This window comes from Saccharopolyspora halophila, assembly GCF_039531955.1.
Taxonomy (GTDB): domain Bacteria; phylum Actinomycetota; class Actinomycetes; order Mycobacteriales; family Pseudonocardiaceae; genus Saccharopolyspora; species Saccharopolyspora halophila.
In genome coordinates, this window is the sequence record NZ_BAAARA010000001.1 from 571,556 (window position 1) to 594,110 (window position 22,555).

General features: G+C 70.2%; 14 protein-coding genes and 1 tRNA gene. 11 read left to right on the plus strand and 4 right to left on the minus strand.

Annotated features, from left to right (window positions below; genetic code table 11):
* Window positions 1-73: 73 nt before the first annotated feature.
* Entirely contained in the window at window positions 74-1,612 is a 1,539-nt protein-coding gene (locus tag ABD289_RS02790) for a substrate-binding domain-containing protein (RefSeq protein ID WP_344126104.1), read from the plus strand.
* A gap of 83 nt (window positions 1,613-1,695) precedes the next feature.
* Here ABD289_RS02790 and ABD289_RS02795 read toward each other — a convergent pair whose 3' ends face one another.
* A complete protein-coding gene (locus ABD289_RS02795) occupies window positions 1,696-3,642 on the minus strand; it encodes a UvrD-helicase domain-containing protein (protein ID WP_344126106.1) in 1,947 nt (648 codons plus the stop codon).
* An 86-nt stretch (window positions 3,643-3,728) separates the two neighbouring features.
* The gene (locus ABD289_RS02800; protein WP_344126108.1) at window positions 3,729-5,384 is read right to left on the minus strand and encodes a DUF885 domain-containing protein; all 1,656 of its coding nucleotides are present in this window, start codon (window positions 5,382-5,384) and stop codon (window positions 3,729-3,731) included.
* A 249-nt stretch (window positions 5,385-5,633) separates the two neighbouring features.
* Between ABD289_RS02800 and ABD289_RS02805 the strand changes: the two genes are divergently transcribed.
* From ABD289_RS02805 to htpG, 10 genes are all read left to right on the plus strand, one after another.
* On the plus strand, window positions 5,634-6,464 hold the full coding sequence (locus tag ABD289_RS02805; protein WP_344126110.1) for a GNAT family N-acetyltransferase: 831 nt from the start codon (window positions 5,634-5,636) through the stop codon (window positions 6,462-6,464).
* 228 nt (window positions 6,465-6,692) lie between these two features.
* On the plus strand, window positions 6,693-7,922 hold the full coding sequence (locus ABD289_RS02810) for an MFS transporter (RefSeq protein WP_344126112.1): 1,230 nt from the start codon (window positions 6,693-6,695) through the stop codon (window positions 7,920-7,922).
* Between the two features lie 86 nt (window positions 7,923-8,008).
* Window positions 8,009-8,245 (plus strand): DUF6158 family protein, encoded by a 237-nt coding sequence (locus tag ABD289_RS02815; protein WP_344126114.1) that lies wholly within the window; start codon window positions 8,009-8,011, stop codon window positions 8,243-8,245.
* Window positions 8,238-9,581: an NAD(P)/FAD-dependent oxidoreductase gene (locus tag ABD289_RS02820; protein ID WP_344126116.1), complete on the plus strand. Its 1,344-nt coding sequence runs from the start codon at window positions 8,238-8,240 to the stop codon at window positions 9,579-9,581. The genes ABD289_RS02815 and ABD289_RS02820 overlap by 8 nt, the downstream gene beginning before the upstream one ends.
* A gap of 120 nt (window positions 9,582-9,701) precedes the next feature.
* Window positions 9,702-9,774, plus strand: a tRNA-Ala gene (locus ABD289_RS02825).
* A gap of 267 nt (window positions 9,775-10,041) precedes the next feature.
* On the plus strand, window positions 10,042-10,986 hold the full coding sequence (locus ABD289_RS02830) for a family 43 glycosylhydrolase (RefSeq protein WP_344126118.1): 945 nt from the start codon (window positions 10,042-10,044) through the stop codon (window positions 10,984-10,986).
* 977 nt (window positions 10,987-11,963) lie between these two features.
* Window positions 11,964-12,578: a LuxR C-terminal-related transcriptional regulator gene (locus tag ABD289_RS02835; protein ID WP_344126120.1), complete on the plus strand. Its 615-nt coding sequence runs from the start codon at window positions 11,964-11,966 to the stop codon at window positions 12,576-12,578.
* A 431-nt stretch (window positions 12,579-13,009) separates the two neighbouring features.
* A complete protein-coding gene (locus ABD289_RS02840; RefSeq protein ID WP_344126122.1) occupies window positions 13,010-15,826 on the plus strand; it encodes an AAA family ATPase in 2,817 nt (938 codons plus the stop codon).
* Between the two features lie 216 nt (window positions 15,827-16,042).
* Window positions 16,043-18,820: an ATP-binding protein gene (locus tag ABD289_RS02845; protein WP_344126125.1), complete on the plus strand. Its 2,778-nt coding sequence runs from the start codon at window positions 16,043-16,045 to the stop codon at window positions 18,818-18,820.
* Between the two features lie 454 nt (window positions 18,821-19,274).
* Complete coding sequence (htpG, locus tag ABD289_RS02850) at window positions 19,275-21,182, plus strand: molecular chaperone HtpG (RefSeq protein WP_344126127.1); 1,908 nt, start codon at window positions 19,275-19,277, stop codon at window positions 21,180-21,182.
* A 48-nt stretch (window positions 21,183-21,230) separates the two neighbouring features.
* Here htpG and ABD289_RS02855 read toward each other — a convergent pair whose 3' ends face one another.
* Together ABD289_RS02855 and ABD289_RS02860 are read right to left on the minus strand one after the other, a co-directional pair.
* A complete protein-coding gene (locus ABD289_RS02855) occupies window positions 21,231-21,644 on the minus strand; it encodes a DoxX family protein (protein ID WP_344126129.1) in 414 nt (137 codons plus the stop codon).
* 128 nt (window positions 21,645-21,772) lie between these two features.
* Window positions 21,773-22,555, minus strand: a complete 783-nt coding sequence (locus ABD289_RS02860; protein ID WP_344126131.1) for a thioesterase II family protein — start codon at window positions 22,553-22,555, stop codon at window positions 21,773-21,775.

Below are 22,555 nucleotides of genomic sequence, written 5' to 3' on the forward strand. Positions count from 1 at the left end.
GGTCGAAGCGGTGCCGGTGAGGCGCGCGGCGCCAATACCTTTACCGGACGTACCCGTCAGTTCGGAGGCGGCCGTGTCCGATGTCCCCTGGGAACTGATCCTCGCCATCATCGGTGTGCTGGTGCCCATCGCCGCGTTCCTGTGGGAATTCGTGGTCGTCGGCCGAAAGCGGCTGGGGTACCGGGTGCAGATGGACACCACGCCGACCCGCATCGGGACCAACTACGCGGGCGCGTGGCAGCGGCTCGACCGCGAGGACGGGAAGCGGCTCACCGACCCGTCTTTCGCTCTGCTGCGCGTCGAGAACGTCGGCAGCGCGCCGATCGACGAATCCGACTACGCCTCCCCGGAAGGCGAGAAGGTCGGGCTGTGGGCGCGTTTTCCGGGGCGGAAGGTGGCCGGTGTGGTGGTCACCGAGCTCAGCGATTCCGCGCTGGAACCGTACTTCGTCGGAGCGGACTGCGGGCTCGGCACGCACGACGTCGAGAGCGAAACGGGCACCGTCGGCACGGTGAGCTTGCCGAAGGTCAAGCTCAACCCCCGCGCGCACTACAAGGTGCTGGTGGTGCTGGAGCGCGCGGGCGCGGGCGAGTTCGCCGAGCCGGACGTGGTCGGCACGGTGAGCGGTGGCGGTGACGGCAAGATCCTCCGGACCAAGGGGCAGACCGGTACCCCGCCGACCGGGACTCCGCGATGGGCGGGGGCCCTGATCGCCTTCCTGCTCATGGTCGGCCTCGCCGAACCGCTGATCTTCGAGCTCACCGAGGGCGAAGCGGTACCGCTGGAGTGCGCGGCCGGTGAGCTCACCGTCGTCGGTTCGACGGCGTTCGAGTCGGTGCTCGACGAAGCCGTGGTGACCTACGAGAACTCCTGTCCCGAGGCCGACATCGCGTTGCAGCTGGGGAACAGCCACGACGGCCTGCGCGATCTGAACGACCGGGCGAGCGCGGAACTGCTGGCCTTCTCGGACGGCGAGAAGGGCGAGCAGATGCCCGCTCTGGTGCCGCGCCCGATGGCGCTGCTCCTGTTCACCGTGGTGATCAACCCGAAAGCCGGGGTCCACGAGCTGTCGTCGCCGGACCTGCGACGGGTCTTCGATGGCCAGGTGCGCAACTGGCAGGAGTTGGGCGGACGGGACCTGCCGGTCCGCATCGTCGATCGGGAGGCCGACTCCGGTACCCGCGCGACCTTCGAGGAACGCGTCCTCGGCCGCAGGGAACCGGGCGAGAACACCGGGAACTGCGCCGCGGAGCCGCAGGGCGAGGTCGTCCGCTGTCGCCGGGAGGGCACCTCGGGCCTGCTCGACGCCGTCTCCAAGACACCGGGCGCGATCGGCTACAGCGAGGTGGAAGCCGCCAACGATCACCAGGGCGTGCGACCCGTCCTGATCGACGGTCAGGCCGCGACTCCGGACGCCGTGGAGGAGGGCGTGTACCCGTACTGGCAGACCGAATACGCCTACACCTACGGCGTTCCCGCCTCGGGCTCGCTGCCGATGAGCTTCATGCGCTACCTCACCGACCAGCGCGGCGCCGACATCATCCGCTCCCACGACAAGAGTCCCTGCCAGGACCTCCGGAACCACGTCAGCTGCAGGCCGGATCAGCGCTAGGAGCTGCGCTGCGCCGCGCACCTGATGCGGGCGGTTCCCGGTCGGCTCCCGAGAGCTGTTCCGGGCGCACCCCAGCCGTCGGGTCACCGGCGGTGCGGTGCTCCGATCCAGAGGTAGTCGCGGGCACGCGTCATGGCCACCAGGCGCCGCCGCAGCACCGCCTCGCGGTCCTCCCGGAAAGTCGCGCCGACCTCCACGTCACCGGGCAGGAAGACGTTGCGGAACTCGGTTCCCTTGGCCCGGAACAGCGTTCCGACCAGCACGGGTCCGGTCGTGCGGCCGTCCCAGCGGTCCAGCGGACGAGTCGCGACACCGGCCGCGCGCAGCACGTTCCACCAATGGTCGGCGGCGGCGTTGGTGCTGGTCAGAACGGCAGTGGCGGAATCGTCGTCCAGCCCTCGCAGCGCTTCGAGCAGCGCGTTCTCCTGGTCAGTGCCGTGCCATTCCACGACCCGGCCGCCGGGGAGCTCCGGAAGCACCGCGTCGAGCGGCACCGAGGGTCCGCCGTCGAGGTCGTCGAAGCGGTTGATCGCCTCCAGGCGCCCGGCCCGGTCCAGCACCGCGTTGCGATTGCGGTAGTTGTGGCGGAGGATCTCGCCGCGGCCGGCAAGCTCGATGCCCGCCTCGGACAACCGCCAACCGCCCGCGTAGACCTGCTGCTGCCCGTCGCCGACCAGCAGCAGCTGGTCCGGGCCGTCCCCGCTGATGGCGCGGGTCAGCCGCAAGCCGACCAGGGTCAGGTCCTGGACCTCGTCGACCACGACCGCCGCGTACTGGCGGGGCAGCGGCCTGCGCTCCAGCTCGGCCAGCGCGCGCATCAGCACGTCGTTGTGGTCGAAGACGCCGCGCTGGGAGAGCTCCCGCTCGTACTCGCAGTAGAACTGCCAGACGTGCGAGCGGAAATCCGGTGGCAGCGGCCTGCCGCGCCCTTTGCGGGGAACCGTGCGGTAGGCCTCGAACGACCCGATGGCCCGGCCCTTGATCACGCGGTCGACCTCGTCCTTCCAGTAGCCCCGCGAGTTCCGGAAACCGCGCAGCGGTGCGGAGAGCTCCGCGCGCTGCCACACGGACTCGAAGGCGAGCTCCACCTCGCGGTCGTCCACCTCGGCCAGCCGACCTCGCCCGGCGAGGAAGTCCCGCGCCCAGGCGTGCAGGTGGGTGAACTCGACGCGGTTGCCCAGGTGTGGGGCCAGCTGCCGGAACTGCTCGGCGGAGACCGCCGGGACGTTGGACAGGTGGGATGTGAACAGCAGCTTCCCGGTGGTGCGCCGCGCCAAGTAGGCCAGCCGGTGCAGCGCGATCACCGACTTGCCGGTTCCCGCGGGCCCGGTGATCCGGGCCGGTCCCGAGTAGCGGCGGCGCACCGCGCCCAGCTGACTGCCGTCCAGGAAGATCCGCCAGTCCCGGAACGGCTGCTGCAGGGCGTTGTGCAGCCGTTGCTCGCGAGGGTCGAAGAGCTCGGCGGGCTCGGCGTCGTCACCGCGTGGCACCGGGATGCGCTGCGCGTTCCACATGATCGGGGCGAGGTCGAACGTGCGGCTGTCCAGATGCTTGGCGACCCACCGGGTCTCATCGGCCGAGAGCAGCTGTTCGCCGTGCAGCAGCACGCGATCCAGCTTGTCCTCGGTGACGGCCGTGTGCTCCTCACCGGCCCCGAGCTGTCCGGTGTGCGCCTGCGGGTGGATCACGACCACGCTGACCACGGCTTCGGTGAGCATCGCCGGGCCGACCTCCGCGCCCGCCAGCAGTTCCGAGACCCACACGAACGCCGCCCGGGAATCCGCCCAGTCCGGCTCGTTCTCGCGCAGCAGCACCGCCAGCACGCCCTGCCTGCCGACCAGCACCATGTCCGGCCGCTGCGCGGGGGTGTGCGGGGCGAACCGGTTGAGCAGCGGAAACCAGCCGTTGCCCGCTTCCACCGCTAATCGCTGCAGCACCCGCTTCTGCCACGGTGGCAGCAGTCGGTCCTTCAGCTGCTCTTCGGCCGCACGTCGCAGTCGTTCCTGGCGATGGTGGGAAGTCCCGGTCACGATGCCCCCTGTCGGAAGCCGGAATGGACGCGCTCGGTATCGACATTAATCCGATCTGCGTCGATTTCGAGCGTCACCGGGACGCGTCACCTGGATGTAGCAGGCAGCTGATCACGCACCAGGAATTCCAAAGTGGACAACGGGAGCGCGCCGTGGCCGAGCACGACGTCGTGGAAGCGGCGGATGTCGAAGGCCGGGCCGAGCCGTTGCCGCGCCTCCTCCCGGAATCGCTCGATCTCCAACCGCCCCACCAAGTAGGAGAGGGCCTGACCGGGGAAGGCGATGTAGCGGTCGACCTCGGAGGTGGCCTCGAGATCGCTGAGCACGGTGCTGCTGCGCAGTTGTTCCAGCGCCTGCTGCCTGCTCCAGCCGAACTGGTGCAGCCCGGTGTCGACGACCAGGCGGGTGGCGCGCAGCAGGTCCTGGGCCAGGGCACCCAGCCGGGCGAGGTCGTCGGAGTACAGCCCCATCTCGTCGGCCAGCTTCTCGGTGTAGAGGCCCCAGCCCTCGGAATACGCGGTGATCATGCCCAGCCTGCGCAGCATCGGCAGGCCGGTGAGCCGCTGGGCGATGCCGAGCTGCAGGTGATGACCCGGGGTGACCTCGTGGAAGGCGATCACCTCGGAGGCGAAGCGCGGCCGCTTCTCCGGACTGGCGGTGTTGGCGAAGTACACGCCCGGCCGCGAGCCGTCCATCGCGGGCGGCAGGTAGAAGCCGATCGGGGTGCTCTCCGACGGGCTCGGCACCGCCCGAACCTCGCACGGTTGCTGCGCGAGTTCGCCGAACCAGTCCGGTGCCGCCGCATCCGCCCTGGCGAGCGCTTCGCGAGCCGAGGTCAGCATCTCCTCGGCGTCGTCGAAGAACAGCTCCGGATCCGTGCGCAGCCGGTGCAGCACCCGGTCGGGGTCCCGCTCGCCCCACAGCTCACCGCCCAGCTCGCCCGCCCGCGCACGCAGCTCGGCGATCCGGTCGAGCCCGAGCCGGTGCAGCTCGCGCGGGCTGCGGTCGGTGGTGGTGTGCGCGTGGACCAGGCGGTGGTAGATCTCCGCTCCGTCCGGTAGCCACCGCAGCCCGGGGCGCTGCTCGTCCCGGGCGTGCGGGCTGATCTCGTGGGCCAGCACCTCCCGGTAGTCCGCCAGCGCTGGCCGCACCACCTGCTCGAGGATCCGATCGCGTTCCCGCTGCAGCGCATCCGGCAGCTGCGGGGCCCGCAGCGGATCGGCGTCCGGCTTGGCCAGGTGATCGTCGAGGTGGCTGATCGCGTCCTCGAGAAGCGGCCGCACCGGGACACGTCCGAAGCGCAGCCCCTCCCGGTGGCGCTGCGCGGCGGCCGCGGTGAACTCCGGGATCGCGCTCAGCCGATGCAGGAACGCCTCACCCTGCTCCTGCTCGCCTGCCGGGACCTGGCCCAGGTGGAACAGCAGGCCCGCCACCGGTGCGAACAGGTTGCCCGTCACGGTGTACTCGGGCGACCTGGCATCGATCTTGTCGACCATCGCCTGCGCCTGCTGCACCACCACCGCGATGGTCAGCCGGTCCTCCAGCTCGGCGTGGTTGGTATCCACGGCCATCGCCCGCACCCTGATCTTCTCGGCGAGGCCGCGCTGGTGCTGTTCGGCGACGGCCGAGATGTCCGGTAGCAGGTGGTCGCGGCCCTCGACGCCCAGCAGCGTGGCACCGATCGGGTCCGCGTCCAGCTGCAGATCGAGCAGTTCCCGAGCGAGCTCATCCGGAGTGGTCACGCTCACAATCCTGCCTCGCCGCAGGCCCGGCCGACAGATCGGGCGGGATTTTTCCCGCTCCCGACCGACGGTGCGGACGGTCCGCCCGGAGCACGGCCGCGAAGCCGATCGCCGCTGCGGATCGCGCGAACGACCGGTTCCGTCTCCGGGGTCGGCGGCCGATCGTCGCTGACGGCCCGCGATCGGCGGATCGCAGCCGACGCCCGCTGCTCGGCGCCGGTTGGGGGTCGTCGTCCCGGCAAGAGGAGAATGCCCCGCGTGGACCCACTGCACGACCCCGACGACGAATCCCTCCTCGACCCCAGGCAGGCCCGCGATCTGGCCGGTCTGGTCGAGACCGCGCGCTTGGCGTCGGCCGTGGTCCGCTACGGGCTGCGCACCAAGGTGGGCGTGGCGACCGTGGTGCTCAACCAGGACAACCCGCTGCCCGCCGCCAACCACGCCTGCGCGCTGTGGGGAACCGGTGCGCAGGTGGCGAGCACCATGCTCGAGCTGGAGCAGGTGTTCGCCGAGGCCGGGCGCTCGGAGGCCGTGATCTTCGCCTCGCCGACCACCGTCGGCGACATCGAGGGAATCGCCGACGACACGCTCTGGCGCGCGGTCGAGGAGCAGGTCGTCCTGCTGCACCGAGTGCGCGACGACACCGACGGCCAAGCCCGGCCGGTGGAGGACGCGGACCTGCCCGGCGTCGTCGAGCTCTACGGCGACGAGACCGGGCTCGCCGACGAGGGCGAGCGGCTGCTCACCCGCAACCTCGGTCACCGCATCGACGAGGGGCGCTCGGTCCTGCTGGCCATCGACGACCCGGGCGCCGATCGGGTCGCGGGCTTCGTGCAGGCCTTCGTGGAGAAGGGCGTCGGCCTCATCGAGCAGGTCATCGTCCGCCCGGGCAGGCGCCGCCGCGGCATCGGCGAAGAACTCGTGGCCGCGGCCGTCGACGAACTGCGCAGCCGCGGTGCCATGCTCGTCGCCGCCCACGCGGAGGAGGGCGGCACCACCCAGCGGTTCTTCGAAGCCGCGGGCTTCGAGGTCGCCTACGGCGTCACCGCCTACGCCCGCCGGATCGACGAACTCCTCTGAGCGCCGGGCAGGAGCGCTCGACCAGAACCGGCTGGGTCGTGGGCTGGTTCACGAGGCACCGCCGGGGGATCGGGCTCGGTGGTGGAATTCTTCGAGGGATCGTGACGTTGGTGCGTTCTGCTTAGATTGTCTAAGGGGCCCATCGGCGTGCGCGGTGGCCGCGTGCGATGTGGACTTCGGACGTCGTCCGGCGACTGAAAACATCGCCCGAGAAGCGGGGAGGAAAGGGTGTCGACGACCTCGGTGCCGGGGGAGAACACCACCAGGGAACCGGGGCTTCGGGACTTCCCCCGCGAGATCTGGGTGCTGGTGGCCGGCGGCTTCATCGTCGCGATCGGCATGGGCATCGTCTCGCCCGCGCTGCCCGCCTTCGCCACCAGCTTCGGCGTCGGGGTCACCGCGGCGAGCTTCATCATCAGCGCCTTCGCGCTGATGCGGCTGCTCTTCGCGCCGGTCAGCGGACGGCTGGTCACGGCGCTGGGCGAGCGGCGGATCTACTCGCTGGGCATCACCATCGTCGGTGTCTCCAGCACCGCGTGCGCCTTCGCCGACTCCTATTCGCAGCTGCTGCTCTTCCGCGCGCTCGGCGGTATCGGCTCGACCATGTTCACCGTCTCCGGCGTCGGTCTGCTCATCCGCCTCGCGCCCGCGAACCTGCGCGGGCGCGCGTCCGGGCTGTGGGCGACGAGCTTCCTGCTCGGCAACATTTCCGGACCGATCGTCGGCGGCCTGGTCGTGGGCTACTCGCTGCGGCTGCCGTTCATCACCTACGGCGTCGCGCTGTTCGTCGCCGCCTTCCTCGGCTGGTTCCTGCTGCGCAAGTCGACCCTCGCCGCTCCGGCGCAGCACGACGACGAGCTGCCGAAGATGACCCTCGGCGAAGCACTGCGCGATCGCGCCTACGTCGCCGCGCTGCTGTCCAACTTCGGCAACGGCTGGGCGGTGCTCGGCGTGCGGCTCGCGCTGGTGCCGCTGTTCGTGGTGGAAGCGCTCAAGGCGCCGGAGTCGATGTCCGGGGTCGCGCTGTCGGTGTTCGCCGCGGCCAACGCCGGTGTGCTGCTGCTGTCCGGCCGGGTCGCCGACAAGCTGGGTCGCAAGCCGATGGTGCTCACCGGGCTGGTGGTGGCCGGTGCGGCCACCGCCGCGATGGGCCTGACGACCTCGGTGGCCGCGTTCCTGGTCCTGTCGGCCGTCGCGGGCATGGGCGCAGGCGTGCTCAACCCGGCGCAGAACGCGGCGGTGGCCGATGTCATCGGCTCCAAGCGCCGCGGCGGCCCGGTGCTGGCCACCTTCCAGCAGGCCGCCGACCTCGGTCAGATCGTCGGGCCGCTCGCGGCGGGCGCGCTGGCCGACATGGTGTCGTACCAGATGGCGTTCGCGGTCACCGGCTCGGCCATGCTGCTGGGGCTGCTGGCCTGGATCGGAGCCCCGGAGACCCGGCCGCGCGCGAACCGGTAGGTGTTCGACGCCCGCGATGTGGGTACCCCGTGCCAAGTCGCCGCCACGCGGCGCCACGGTTTGGCCTGCCCGCCGGGAGGAACGCCATGAACACAACCGGAATCCCCGGTCACGAGCTCACCGGGGAGCTGTTGCTGCGCGAGTTGAAGCACCTGCACCAGACCCGACACGAGACGTTCCTGCACGGCTCCCCCGATGCGCTGCGCGAGCACACCGCCCGCACCTTCGAGCTGGAGCAGGAGTACCTGCGGAGGCATCCGGAACGCCAGGTCGACCCGCGTCGCACCCGTTCCGGCGCACGAGGGGAGCCGCAGCATGCGTGAGCCCCGGGTAGTGATCATCGGTGGCGGGCACGTCGGGCTCACCCTGGCCCTGCGGTTGCAGAAGAAGCTGCGCGCGGGCGAAGCGCGGGTGACGGTCATCGATACCCAGCCGCACATGACCTATCAACCGTTCCTGCCCGAGGCCGCCGCCGGCTCGCTGGAACCCAGGCACGTGGTGGTGCCGCTGCGCACCGCGCTGCGCAAGTGCGAGGTGCTGACCGCGCAGGTCACCGGCATCGACCACGCTCGGCAGAAGATCACCGCCACGCTCGGGGACGGCCAGCACGGCGATCTGGACTACGACTACCTGGTCGTGGTGCCCGGTTCGATCTCCCGCGCCCTGCCCATCCCCGGCTTGGGCGATGAGGGCGTCGGCTTCAAGACCATCGGCGAGGCCATCTACCTGCGCAACCACGTGCTGTCCCGGCTGGACATCGCCGCCAGCACGAACGACCGGGAACTGCGCAGGCGGTTGCTGACGTTCCTGTTCGTCGGCGGCGGGTACGCGGGCATCGAGGCGATGGCCGAGCTGCAGCGGATGGCCTGCTACGCGCTGCACGCCTACCCGCAGCTGTCCGAGCGGGACATGCGCTGGGTGCTGGTGGAGGCGATGGACCGGATCATGCCCGAGGTCAGCGCGCCGATGGGGGAGTACACCAAGCGGCAGCTCGAGCAGATGGGCATCGAGGTCAAGCTAAGCACCACCGCCGAGACGCTGGTCGACGGGCACGCCGTGCTCTCCGACGGGTCCGAGTTCGACACCGACACCATCGTCTGGACCGCGGGCGTGAAGCCGCACCCGATGCTGGACAACAGCGACCTGCCCCGCGACGACAAGGGGCGGCTGGAGTGCTCCACCAAGCTGCAGGTCCGCGGTACCGAGACGGTCTTCTCCGCGGGTGACTGCTCCGCGGTGCCGGATCTGACCAGCTCCGACCCGAACGCGATGTGCAGCCCGTCGGCCCAGCACGCGGTCCGGCAGGCCAAGCTGCTGGCCGACAACATCGTCGCCAAGCTGCACGGTCGACCGCTGGCCGACTACAAGCACAAGCACGCCGGTTCGGTCGCCGGCCTGGGCCTGTTCCGCGGCGCGGCCGAGGTCTACGGGATCAAGCTCAAGGGCCTGCCCGCGTGGCTGCTGCACCGCGGCTACCACCTGGCGAAGATGCCCACGGCGTCCCGCAAGGCGCGCATCCTCGGCGACTGGCTGATGGAGCTGCCGTTCCGCCGGCAGGTCGTGGCTCTCGGCGAACTGCACGATCCGCGCGCCGAGTTCGTCAAGGCGGCCAACACCCGGGGACTGCCCAAGTCCCGGGGCAGCAGCGCTGCGGGCTAGCGTTTGCGCAGTTCAGGGCCGGTCCCGGAGTGATCCGGGACCCCCTGAACAACGCGCTCGGAGGCTGTTGTACTGTATTGGTGCAAGGGATGAGCGGTGCTCACCCGGCCAACAGAACACGGGGCTATGGCGCAGCTGGTAGCGCACTTGACTGGCAGTCAAGGGGTCAGGGGTTCGAATCCCCTTAGCTCCACCCGAAGAAGGCGAGTGCTCGTGATGAACACTCGCCTTCTTTGCATCCCACGTCCCGCCTAGGAGCGCGCGTGGCCGGTGACAGTTTTGCCTAAAACCGCAAGCCTCTTGCGCCCGAAATGCCCGTACAGTTTTAGGCAAAACTGTCGCCGCGCCGCTCCCGGTCGTCCGGTTCCTGGTGAATCACCCGATTCACGGATGCCGGTGGGTTCGATCAATCGGTATACCGAGGGGAAACGTCGGTTCGGGCTGGTGCGGCGGGGTGAGGATGATCAGTGCGTCCGGTTCGAGACCGCTCCGCTCGGTGATCGCGCTGTTCCTCGTGATCCACCTGGCCGTGGCCGTGGCCGGGGTCGCTTCGGCGTCGGAGGCGGGTTCGGTGTCGGCGGGGGAGTTCGTCCGCGTCTACGACCCGTCGGTCGGTGAGGACGAGCAGTGGTACTACAACGACCACACGATGATCCGGGACGCGGCAACCGGTCTCTGGCACGTGTACGCCATCACCCACGCCGAGCCGGCCGATCCGCTGGACGAGAAGCACTTCGGGCACGCCACCGCGCCTTCGCCGCGAGGTCCATGGACGAAGCGGCCGTTCGCGCTGAGCGCCGATCCTTCAGCAGGGGAGAGGCACATCTGGGCGCCGCACGTGGTCTTCGCCAACGGCGTCTACCACATGTTCTACGCGGCGGGCACCCGTGATCACACCGCGTACCGCATGCACCTCGCGACGTCCACCGACTTGCGGAACTGGACTCGCAGCGAGGCCAACCCGCTGTTCACCGACGGCTTCGACGCCAGGGACCCCATGGTCACCAGGGTCGGCCCGCTCTGGGTCATGTACTACACCGCGACCAGCACGCCGGAGGGCGGAAACCACCAGGTGGCCTACCGGGTCAGCATGGACCTGGTGCGCTGGAGCGGGAAGCGCGTCGCCTTCGAACACCCGGAGCGGGGCACCACCGGCGGGCCCACCGAATCCCCGTTCGTGGTGCGGCGCCCGGACGGGTGGTACCTGTTCATCTGTTGCGAGTCCGGCTACGAGGACACGCGCGTGTACCGCAGCGCGGACCCGTTTCGGTTCACAGTGGACAACCCGGCCGGCCGCATCAACGCCCACGCCTCGGAGGTCATCGCCGAACCGGACGGCACCGCCTCGATCACCGGCGCGGGCTGGGGGCGAGGTGGGCTCCACCTCGCACCCCTCCACTGGTAACCGACCCGGTCTCGCGCTCACTGCGGCAACCGGATGAAGGCCAGGCGACACCACGAACGCGCCCGCAGCTGAACCACTGCCCGGCGAGCGCGGCCGCGGCAGGCCCCTCGCGTAGCCGGTGACAGTCTTGCCCGAGGAGATTTCTCAGTGTGCCGCGTGCGCGGCGGTGCTGGTGGCGGGTTCTGACGCGCCGCGTGGCTGCGGGATCCGCTGCTCGAGTGGCCGTCCTGCGCGGCTGTCCTCGCCGCACGAGGCGGCAGAACCCGCGGCGACGCGAGTTGAGTCCCGCACCGCATGCTGTAAGGGCGTCTAAAACTGCGAGGGCCGCGTGTCCCGAACCGGGGATACCCGAGCTCGTTCAGCCGGGCGGGGCGCGATCAACGCGTATGCGGGCGTGCGCGCAGAGTTCGGTTCAGGTGAACAATTCCTGAATCATCCGATGCAATCATGCTCATATGAGCACCGGTCGGACGTCGGCTCATATGAGCAATTCCTGCGGATGCTCGGACTCGTCCGCGTTATCGGCTCGAAACGCCGTCGCCTAAAGACTCCAGAAGATGGATCGAATTGTGACCCGAGCGACCGGATTGCTCCGTTCGGGGGGTCGCCGAGGAGGGCCGAACGGGCCCCGGCGGAGGAGCCCGAACCTCCCACGAAAATGCTGTACTCGCTGGTCAGGAGGTTCTTCCGCGCCACATGTAGCGGCGAGTCCGAACCATCGGCGCCGGGACCCACAACATTAAGCTGCGGCCACCCCGCCGCGTTGACCTCATTAGAGCGCTCTCCATACGATCGGAGATGTCTCAGTGCGGAGGCAAACAAATTTCCCGGCTCTTTCGGGGCCGCATTCGGCCAAGCCGGGATTCCTCAGGATTCGCGGGAGAGATACATCGTCAATGCCCACCGTAGCCGCTGATCCTCGTCTCTTTAGCAACGCTTACGGCGAGGTATCGAGAAACGACACAGCTGATGTCGACGTGTTCCAGTCGCTCCTCGACCGCTCGGGCCTGCACCTGGCCAGTTTAGATCTGCAGATGCGGCTCACCCAAGCAAACGATGCTTTTGTCACCCAATTTGGCCAGTCCCACGACTCCGTGCTCGGTCGGAGCTTCTACGAGCTGGTGCACCCCGGGGTGCGCGAGCCGATGCGCCGCAACTTCGACCGGTTGACCGATGGGCGAAACCAGCGCTTCGTGGAATACTTCGTCGGCGTCGGCCCTGACCAGGCCGCGTTCACCGGTGAGATCACCGGAGTCGCCGTGCACGGATCGTCGTCCGGTCAGCTCACGCAATTCGTGGTCGTGCTCTCGCCGGAGAAGTCGAACCGGGCGAACGTGGCCGTGGCCGATCGAAAGAGGATTCTCTCCGAGCTCAACGCTCGGATTCTCGAGGGCATCGCGACCGGCGAGTCGACGGTTCGCCTGGCGTCCCGGCTCTTCCTGAGCAGGCAGGGCGTCGAGTACCACGTCGGCACGATGCTCAAGAAGCTCAAGGCGCCCAACCGCGCCGCGCTGGTGTCCCGCGCGTACAGCCTCGGTCTGCTGAGCGTCGGCAGCTGGCCTCCCCGGGTGCCGCGGGACTACGTGAAGTAGGTCGGCGGTGCGCAGCGCCGCCGGGAGCTCGGCGGCTCGGGGCCGCGGAGGGCGGGTGCTCCCGGTCGCGAGCCTCGGTGCCTGCGGTGCGTTCCGCGCGCTCGAACCCGTGCCGCTGGGGTGCGGTCCGCGTCACCGCCGGTCGGCTCGCACCGGATGTCGTCGCGATGAACTTCCGGCGGCGGTACCGGGAATCGCAGCGCGCGCACTGTTGAAAGAATTCGCCTACCGCAGCGGGACTGGGGAATTGGCCAGTTTCCGGTGCTGGTCAGAGCTTGCGCACCTGTGTTGACCGATGGTGGACTTTTGTCCAAGTTCCTTGGTGAGTGCATCCCTGGGCGTGGCCGGAGATCCCCGGTCGGATGCTGCGAGTCGGACGGTGAGTTGGATTGCGGGGTGACGAGACGCGCATCGCTGAGCGGGTCCGGCCGTTGGCCGGCAGGTCTCACGAGTGCGCCGTGCTCGCTCGCGGGCTCGCGAAGGCTCGTTCCGGCCGCGCGCAGTGCGTCGTCGTCCGCGGGGCGAGCGGGACGGGCAAGACCCGCCTGCTGACCGAGATCCGGCAGTACGATTGGGCGGGGAGCTTCACCGTCCTGCGCGTGACTTGCGCGGAAGTGCCGCCATCTCGCTACGGCGCGGTGCGAGCGCTCTTCCACCCGCTGGACCTCGCTGCCGACGCAGGCTCGGCGGTGCGCGCCGGTGCGGCGACGCGGGCGCTCCCGGTGCTGCGCCCGGACCTGCCGCACTCCCCGGACGACGAGTCCCCGGGCGACCAAGCGACGCTGCACGGGCTGTACAGGGCGGCGGCGAACCTGATGTCCACCGCTCCGCTGGTGATCGTCGTCGACGACGCGCACCGGTGCGACGAGGATTCGCTGCGCTGGCTGGACTTCCTGCTCCGCCGCGCCGAGGACCTGCCGCTGCTGCTCCTGCTCGCCTGCCGCGGTGATGAACTGGAAGATCCCGCGCAGACCGTGGTTTCCGACATCGTCGCGCAGCGAGCCAGCACGGTGCTCGAGTTGACACCGCTGGTGCAGGCCGATGTCGGTGAGGTCGTGGCGGAGGCGTTCGACGAACCGCCGCACAGCCGATTCGTCGCCACCTGCGCGCGGGTCTCCGGTGGAAATCCGCTGCTGCTCGACCGATTGCTGTCCGAGCTGAGCAGGGCCGGGGTCTCGCCGGACGCGGAGGGGGCCGCCGCCGTCGAGGACGTCGGCAGGGACGTGGTGGCCGACTCGGTGCTGAGCAGGTTGTCCGGTCAACCGGATCGAGTTCGCGGGGTGGCCGCCGCGGCGGCGGTCCTCGGCCCCGGCGCGGGTGCGGAATCGCTCGCCGCGCTGGCGGGCGTGACCAGGTGGCAGGTCGCGGAAGCGCTCGGCGTGCTGCGCGAGCACAACATCCTCGCGGCTTCGGGCGCGGACTTCGTGCACGACGTGGTTCGCACCGCGGTGCTCGAGGCCACGCGGGTGTCCGAATCGGAGCGCCTGCGAGCGGCGCGGATCCTCAACGACGCGGGCAGGCCTGCCGTCGAGGTCGCGAACCACCTGCTGGCGCTGTCCGAGCTGAACCAGACGTGGATGGCCGGTGTGCTGCACGACGCGGCGGTGCTGGAGGAGCGGCGGGGGGACCCCGAGGCGGCCGTGCGGTACCTGCGGCGGGTGCTCGACGTGGAGACTTCCGAGCCCCAGCGCATCCGGATCAGAGCCGACCTCGGCAGGGTGCTCGCGCAGATCGATCCCTACGCGGCGCTGCCGATCCTGCGGGAACTGCTGAACCAGGTCACCGATCCGGACGTGCACGTCTCGCTGGTGCTGAACTTCGCCACGACCGCGGCCACCGCGCAACGCCACCCGGAGGCGGTCCGGGTGCTCGGCGAGGTGCTGGCGATGCTCTCGGCCGGGCGCGACGCCTCGCCCGCCGATCACGAGCTGTGCCTGGCCGTGGAGTCGATGCTGCTGATCATCGGTGCGGGTGAGAAGTCGACCTTCGGCATCGTGCGGGCCCGCGTCCGGGAACGGGCGATCCCGGAGGGCAGCACATCGGCGGAGCGCCGGACGCTGGCCGCCATCGCCTACGTGGAAGCGCTGCGCGGCGCGCCGTCCGGGCGGGTCGTCGAGCACGCGCGCACGGCCCTGGGCTTCCAGGCCAACGACGCCGACGTCTGGACCGAGCGAGCCGCGCTGTTCGCCCTGCACCTGGCCGACGAGGCCGACGATCTGCTGCCCGCTGCCCAGCGCTCGGTGGAGAAGGTCAAGAACATGGGCGCGCGCTGGGACTACTCGTACTCGCTGTCCTGCTACGCGCGAGTTCTGCTGCACTTCGGCGATGTTCGCGAGGCCGCCGCCGAGGCGCGGACGGCCGCGGAGCTCTGCGAAGGGACCAGCGGCGCCGATTCGACCGCGGCTCAGTTCACCGCGTGGGCCAGCGCGCTCATCGAACAGGGGCGCATCGAGCAGGCGGAGCGGCTGCTCGACCGGATCGACCGGGCTTGGTTCGAGGAATCGATCCTGGAATGGCACTACTTCCTGCACGCCAAGGCACGGGCTCGCTACCTGCGGGGCGACGAGACCGCGGCGGTGCAGTTGCTGCTGCGCTGCGGGGACAGCATGAACGACGCGGGCGTCGGCAATCCGATCTTCGCGCCGTGGCGGGTGGACGCGGCCCGTCTGCTGGCCGGTCTCGGCAGGCGCTCGGAGGCGGTGGACCTGATCGAGGCCGGCGACGAAGCGGTGCAGCGATGGGGCACCGCCAGAGCGATCGGGCGTCAACTGATGGCGCGCGGCGCGGTCGCCGATGACCCCTCGCAGGCGGTGGCGTCGCTCACCGACGCCGTTGAGGTGCTGTCCGGCTCGCCCGCGTGGCTGGAGGAGGCCCGCGCGCACCACTGCCTCGGCGCCGCCCTGCTGCGCACCGAGGACGTCCGGAGCGCTCGCAAGCACCTGCGCCGGGCCATCGACCTGGCCACGCTCTGCGGCTCGCGGCCCATCGCGGAGAACGCGCGGGCGCTGGCCGTGACCGCGGGCGGCCGGGTGGGGCAGCCGTTGCGCTCGCCGGTCGATCTGCTCACCGGAAGCGAGCGGCGGGTCGCGACGATGGCCGCCTCCGGCACGAGCAACCGGGAGATCGCCGAAGCGTTGTTCGTCACGCTGCGCACCGTCGAAACGCATCTCACCAGCGCATACCGCAAGCTACGAGTGTCCAGGAGGGCGGATCTGGCCATCGCGATCGGCGGTGCTCGAACCGATTGACGTACCACGAACGTGAGGTAGAAGCGGCACCTTTTGCCGAAAAGGGATGACGACGGCCCAGTGGGTGGTGGCTATGCAGATGGCCGAGGCAGAGCTCGCGGTGCGTGGGTTGTTCGACCGGTTCTTCGCCACCGGATCAACGGGCGGGGATCGCGGATCGGGTAGCCACCACCGCGATGTGCTGTCCCGGACCGTCGGATGCGAGGTCTGAGCTCGATGTTGCTGGAACGGGAAGATGAGCTCGACGTGGTCGACGAGGCGGTGGTCGACACCTGCGCCGGTGCCGGATCGCTGCTGGTCATCACGGGACCGCTGGGAATCGGGAAGTCGGAGCTGCTGGACGCCTGCGCGCAGCGCGGTCGCGGGAACGGGCTGCGCGTGCTGCGGGCCGACTGCGCGTCGCACGAGCGCGAGTTCGAGTTCGCCGTCGTGCGGCAGCTGCTGGAGCCGCCGTTCGGGGCCGAGCCCTCGGCGGTCCAGCGGCCGCGGAAGGACCACCGGGCGTCCGCCGAGGACGGTTTGCGGTCCCGGCAGCGCGATCCGCACCGCCTGATCGCCGAGATGAGCGGCGAGCAGCCACTGCTGATCCTGGTCGACGACCTGCAATGGGCCGATGCCGCGTCGTTGACGTTCCTGGGCCGGCTGGCGCGGGAGGTGGCCGGCCTGCCGGTCACGATCGCGGTGACCGTGCTGGACGGTGATCCGGGGGCCGAGCTCGCGCCGGTCCGGGAGATCGCCGATGCGGCGACCCGGGTGCTGCGGCCCGCCCACCTGTCGGCCGCCGCGGTTCGCACCCTGGTGCGCGGCGAACTCGGCGAGCGGGCGGACGAGGCGTTCGTGACCGCGTGCCGGGGCAGCTCGGCGGGCAACCCGCTGTTCCTGATGTCGATGTTGTTCGAGCTGAAGGGCGCGGGCAGGAGACCGATCGGGAGCGAGGCCGAGGCGGTGTGGTCGTTGCGGCCCTCCGGATTGCGCGAGCGGTTGTTCTCCTGCCTGAGCGTCCAGTCCCCCGCGGTGCGCGGGCTGGTGCGGACGGCGGCGGTCCTGGGCGAGAGCGCCGATGCCGAGCTGGTGGGCAGGGTCGCCGGGCTCGACGAGAGCCAGCACGCGGAGGCCGTGCGGTCGCTCTGCGGGCTCGGGTTGCACACCTCCGAGTCACGCCTCGGGCCCGCGCGCTCCGCCGTGCACGCCGCGGTCGCGGAGCTGACGACGGCCGGGGAGCTGGAGGGCATCCACCTGCGCGCCGCGCGGGCGCTCTACGGCCAGGGTCACCCGGCGCGAGACGTGGCGCGATACCTGGTCGAGGTGCCCGCGCCCTTGGACGCCTGGGCCATCCGCGTGCTCCGGTCCGGGGCCGAAGCGGAGCTGGCCCGCGGCGCTCCGGAGACGGCGGCGTCCTACCTGCGCCGCGCGCTGCTGGACAGCTCGCCGGACGGACCCGACCGCGCCGGCCTGCTGGTCGAACTGGCCGCGGCCGAGCGGGCTTTCGATTCCCCGGCTTCGGTCCGGCACGTCTCGCAGGCGGTTCCGATGCTCGCGACGACCAGGGAGCGCGCGGCCGCGATGGCGCGGCTCTCCCCGATGATGCTGGCCACCTCCCCCGCGCCGGTCACCGACCTGATCAGAGGGGTGGTCCGGGAGTTCGGTCCGCCGCAGGAGCTTTCCTGGACGGACCGGGAACTGGTGCTGCGCATGGAGGCGCGCAGGCGCTACCTCACGATCGAGGACCCGATGGGCCTGGCGGACAGCGTCCGCCGGTTGCACGCGCTGGGGCCGAACCCGCCGATGGACAGCCCGGCCGAGCGCGAACTGCTGGCCGTGCTGCTGTACGCGGCCACCATCACCGCGGAGGTGGGTGCCTCGGAGGTGGCTCGCCTGGCCAACCGCGTGCTGGAACGGGAACCCGCTCGCAGCAATCACGTGCACACCGGGCTCCCGCTGCTGGTGAACGTCCTCGTCGGCGCCGATTCGCCGGAGAACCCGGCCGCGTGGCTCGAGCGCGTCCGGGGACATCAGCAGCATCAGGGGGACGTCGTGGCGCGCACCCTGCTGTGCACCGAGACGGGCCTGGTGCGGATGTCCACCGGAAAGCTCGACCAGGCGCTGTCGGTCACCCGCGAGGCGATCGGTCTGGGCGGACTGGGCTGGGAGCACGGCAACTCGGCGACACTGCTCGCGGTCGCCTTCCTGGCCCTGGAAACCGAGGACCGCGAGCTGACGGAGCGGGTGCTGGAACGCGGCGCGGCGACCGGGAACAACATGTGCGTCACGGCGGCGCTGCGGTTGCTGAAGGGCTCGGCCGTCAGCGATCGCAGCGAGCTCGGTCCGGCGCTGCAGCGCATCCTCGATCTCGGCCAGCAGCTGGACCGCTGGGGAGTGCGAAACCCCGCGCTGTGCCCGTGGCGAGGCAGGGCCGCGATGCTGCAGCACCGGCTCGGCCACGCCGCCGAGGCGCAGCAGCTGATCGAGCAGGAGTACGAGCTGGCGACCAGCTGGGGCGCCCCGGCCGCGATCGGGCGCGCCCTGCGCACCTACGCCGCGCTCAGCGAGGAGGGCGAGGACTTCTCGCTGCTGAAGGAGGCGATCAAGGTGCTGAACGGTTCCGCCAACCGGATCGAACTGGCCAGGGCGCACCTGCTCTTCGGGCGACGACTGCGCGCCGCGGGCAAGCCGGGCGCGGAGACGCACCTGCGGGAGGCTCGCGGGATCGCGGGCGAGTGCGGGGTCCAGCAGCTGGTCGATCGGGTGGACGGCGAGCTCGGCCGGCATCCCTCCGCGGCCTCGGCGCGGGGTGCGCTGCTGACGCCCTCGGAGTACCAGGTCGCGCTGCTGGCCCGCAGCGGTTCCACGAACCAGGAGATCGCCTGGCAGGCGCAGGTCACCTCGCGCATGGTCGAGAAGCACCTGACGAAGATCTACCGCAAGCTCGGCATCCGCGGCAGGGCGGAGCTGGCAGACGCGCTCCGGCTTCCGCAGGACCAGGCTTCGGCCTGATGACAACGTTGTTCTCCGCCCGTGGTGTCGTGGTCCGTCGAAAACCATGGTGCTGCACCGGTGCTGCGGGAAGTCACTAGTGTTGTGGGAGGAACTCCTGCAGAAAACCGGGATTTCACTCAGGGGTTCTGACGGTGTGCGGCGGTAGCAGCGCGTGGTGTCGGACCCAGTTCGCACCGTGGCGGGTTTCTCGGACGTCGTCGGGCGAGGACAGCCGCAGCGCCGCGCATTGGCATACTCGGGTCGCGGATCCCGCAGCCCGGTGGCGTCCGGGGTTCCACTACCCGCACCGCCGCGCGAGCCGCGAACCGAAGCATCTCCTCAGCGGCTCGTGGCGGCCGTGGGGAATGCCCTAGGGGGAACGCGCGACAATTCGCTGCGGCTGCGCACAGGTGAAGCCGATGACGAGACGTCGCCGCACCCAGCGCGGTGCGGCCTTTCCGAGAGGAGTCCAGTGAGCGAACAGGTGGAAACCTTCGAGTTCCAGGCCGAAGCGCAGCAGTTGTTGCAGTTGATGGTGCATTCGATCTACTCGAACAAGGACGTCTTCCTGCGGGAACTGATCTCCAACGCCTCGGACGCCCTGGACAAGCTGCGGTTGGAATCGTTCACCGACAAGGACCTGCAGGTGGACACCTCCGACCTGCACATCGAGATCGAGGTGGATCGCGAGCAGCGGTCGCTGACGGTGCGGGACAACGGCATCGGGATGTCGCGGTCGGAGGTCGTCCAGCTGATCGGCACCATCGCGAAGTCGGGCACGGCAGAGCTGCTCGCGAAGGTGCGCGAGGCCCAGGAGTCCAACGCGGCGGAGCTCATCGGGCAGTTCGGCGTCGGCTTCTACTCCAGCTTCATGGTGGCCGACCGGGTGAGCCTGCTCACCCGGCGCGCGGGTGAGGACGAGGCCACCCGCTGGGAGTCGGACGGCAGCGGCACCTACACGGTGGAGACCGTGCAGGAGGCGCCGCAGGGCACCGCGGTCACGCTGTGGCTGAAGCCGGAGGAAGCCGAGGACAACCTCTTCGACTACGCCTCCGAGGCGAAGATCCGCGAGCTCGTGCAGCGCTACTCCGACTTCATCACGTGGCCGGTCCGGATGGAGGTGGAGCGCACCGCGGCCGAGGGCGGCACCGAGCGCCAGGTCGAGACCCTCAACTCGATGAAGGCGCTGTGGGCGCGTTCCAAGGACGAGGTCTCCGACGAGGAGTACGCGGAGTTCTACAAGCGGGTGAGCCGGGACTGGCAGGACCCGCTGCAGACCATCGCGGTTCAGGCCGAGGGCACCTTCGAGTACCAGGGCCTGCTGTTCCTGCCCGCGCACGCTCCGGCCGACCTGTTCGCCGAGGATCACCGGCAGGGCGTGCAGCTGTACGTCAAGCGGGTGTTCGTGATGGACGACTGCGAGGCGCTGGTCCCCACCTACCTGCGGTTCGTCCGCGGCGTGGTGGACGCGCAGGACCTGTCGCTGAACGTCTCGCGGGAGATCCTGCAGCAGGACCGGCAGATCACCCTGATGCGCCGCAGGCTGACCAAGAAGGTGCTGTCCACCATCAAGAACCTGATGGCCGAGGACACCGAGCGCTACACCACGTTCTGGCGCGAGTTCGGCGCGGCGCTCAAGGAGGGCATCCTCAGCGACCCGGACAACCGCGACACGATCCTGGAGATCGCGTCGTTCGCCTCCACGCACGACGCCGAGCAGCTGACCACGCTGCAGCAGTACGTGGAGCGCATGGGCGAGGACCAGCGGGACATCTACTACATGACGGGCTCGTCGCGCTCGGTCATCGAGAGCTCGCCGCACATCGAGGCGTTCCGGGCCAAGGGCTACGAGGTGCTGCTGCTCACCGACCCGATCGACGAGGTGTGGGTCGACTCCGTGCCGGAGTTCGACGGCAAGCCGCTGCGCTCGATCGCCAAGGGCGAGGTGGACCTGGACAGCGAGGAGGACAAGGCCGCCGAACCCGAGCGGGAGCAGCGGCAGGAGGAGTTCTCCGAGCTGCTGTCCTGGATGACCACGCTGCTGGGCGAGCAGGTCAAGGAGGTGCGGTTGTCCTCGCGCCTGACCACCTCGCCCGCGTGCCTGGTCAGCGGTGCGGACGAGATGACTCCCACGATGGAGAAGCTCTACCGCGCCATGGGCCAGGACCTGCCGTCCACCAAGCGGATCCTCGAGCTCAACCCGGACCACCCGCTGGTGACCGGGCTGCGGAAGGCGCACGACGAGCGCGCGGACTCCCCGGAGCTGGCGGAGACCGTCGAGCTGCTGCACGGCACGGCGCTGCTCGCCGAGGGCGGTGAGCTCAGCGACCCGGCGCGCTTCACGCGCCTGCTCTCCGACCACCTCGCCCGGGACCTGTGACCGGCCCGGCCGCGCACCTCGCCGAGAACGGGGTGCGCGACCGGCAGTTCAGCGCTTCAGCCGCGCGGAGAGAGTCCGGAGGCCGGACCGGCAGCTCCACGCGACCAGGCCCAGCAGCACCCCGAGGAGCACGGTGACCACCGCGACCGGGGGCTGGAACGCGAGGTTGGCCACCGTCGCACCGGCCATGACACCGACGAGCCCGAGCGCGGCCGCCGCGGTCAGCCCGGGGATCAGCAGGCCGATCGCGCCCGCGAGCTCGCAGACACCGGTGAAGTGCCGGAGCCACTGCCCGAAGCCGACGGCTTCGAAGGTGGCCACCATGGCGGGGTCGCCGAGGAACTTGGGCACGGCCGCCATCGCGAAGATCGCGGCCAGCCCGATCCGGGCCACCCACAACAGGACGTTTCCCGCCCGTGCGCGCCGGGGCGGGGACGCGGTCGAGGTTTCGCCGTTCGTCATACCGATCAACTTCCTTCTCGTGGGTGTGGCATCGGCGCCTGCCGGCCGAACCCGCTGCGCGCTGAGATCGCGATCAGCCGGTCGGCGAGCGCGATCGCGACGCGGTGGGGCTCGGCGGCACGCGGCGCTTAGGAGCCGACGTGCGCTCCGGCCGACTTCGCGGCGCGGAGCTCGGCCTCGATCTCGCCGTTGACCTCGGCCTGGTGGTCGGTGAGGAAGAAGTGCCCTCCGGAGAACTCCCGGAGGCGGAACCGCCCGTCGGTGTGCTGCTGCCAGGCGGCCGCTTCCTCGGCCGTGGTCTTCGGGTCCCGATCCCCGGTCAGCACGACGATGGGGGAGCGCACCTTCCGGTCCGGCTCGCAGGAGTAGGCCTCGATGGCGCGGTAGTCGTTGCGGATGGCGGGCATGGCCATGCGCAGCAGCTCCTCGTCGCCGAAGACCGCCGTGTCGGTGCCGTTGAGCTTCTTGAGCTCGGAGATGATGCCGTCGTCATCGCGCTTGTGCACCTCTTCGTCGCGCCGGGTGGCGGGTCCGCGCCTGCCGGAGGCGATCACCGCGTGCGGTGCGCGGGATCCGCGCTGCTCGAGCCGGTAGGCGGTCTCGAAGGCCAGCACCGCGCCCATGCTGTGTCCGAAGAAGACGGTCGGTTTGTCGCTGAGCGCGTCGATCTCCTCGGTCAGCAGGTCGGCGAGGGTGGCGATGTTCTCGACGCAGGGTTCGTGGCGCCGGTCCTGGCGCCCCGGGTACTGCAGCGAGACGACGTCGGTGTCCGGGGAGAAGCGCGCTGCCAGCGGGTGGAAGAAGCTGGCCGAACCGCCCGCGTGCGGAAAGCAGACGAGCCGCGTCGCGCTCGCCTCGGACGGCCGGTACCGGCGGATCCATGCCGTGGTGACATCATCCTTGGTGCTCAA